The 251-nt window shown below is 62.9% G+C and carries 1 protein-coding gene; it reads left to right on the top strand.

The genetic code is table 11. The annotated features are described in order from the left end of the window. The coding region (locus QSV46_RS40445; RefSeq protein WP_314964305.1) for a helix-turn-helix transcriptional regulator at positions 1 to 251 on the top strand (251 nt) is incomplete at both ends.

The following is a 251-nucleotide window of genomic DNA, read 5'->3' as shown; positions in this document are numbered from 1 at the left end:
GCCTAGACGCCACCTACTGCGACACGATGACTTTGGCTCTTCTTCTCTACCTTGCCCGACGCTACGCTGGCGCGAGGGTGAAAGATCCGTCGATCAGGCTGCCTGCGTGGCGGCTGCGGCGGGTCACCGAGTACATCGACGCGCATTTGGGCGCGCCAATACGGGTTGCCAAGCTCGCCGATCTTGCACAGCTCTCCGAAGGCCATTTCCATCGCGCGTTACGCGAAACGACGGGACGGACGCCGCTGGAA

Source organism: Bradyrhizobium cosmicum (assembly GCF_032290525.1).
Taxonomy (GTDB): domain Bacteria; phylum Pseudomonadota; class Alphaproteobacteria; order Rhizobiales; family Xanthobacteraceae; genus Bradyrhizobium; species Bradyrhizobium cosmicum_A.
This window is presented reverse-complemented; position numbering and strand designations above follow the sequence as displayed.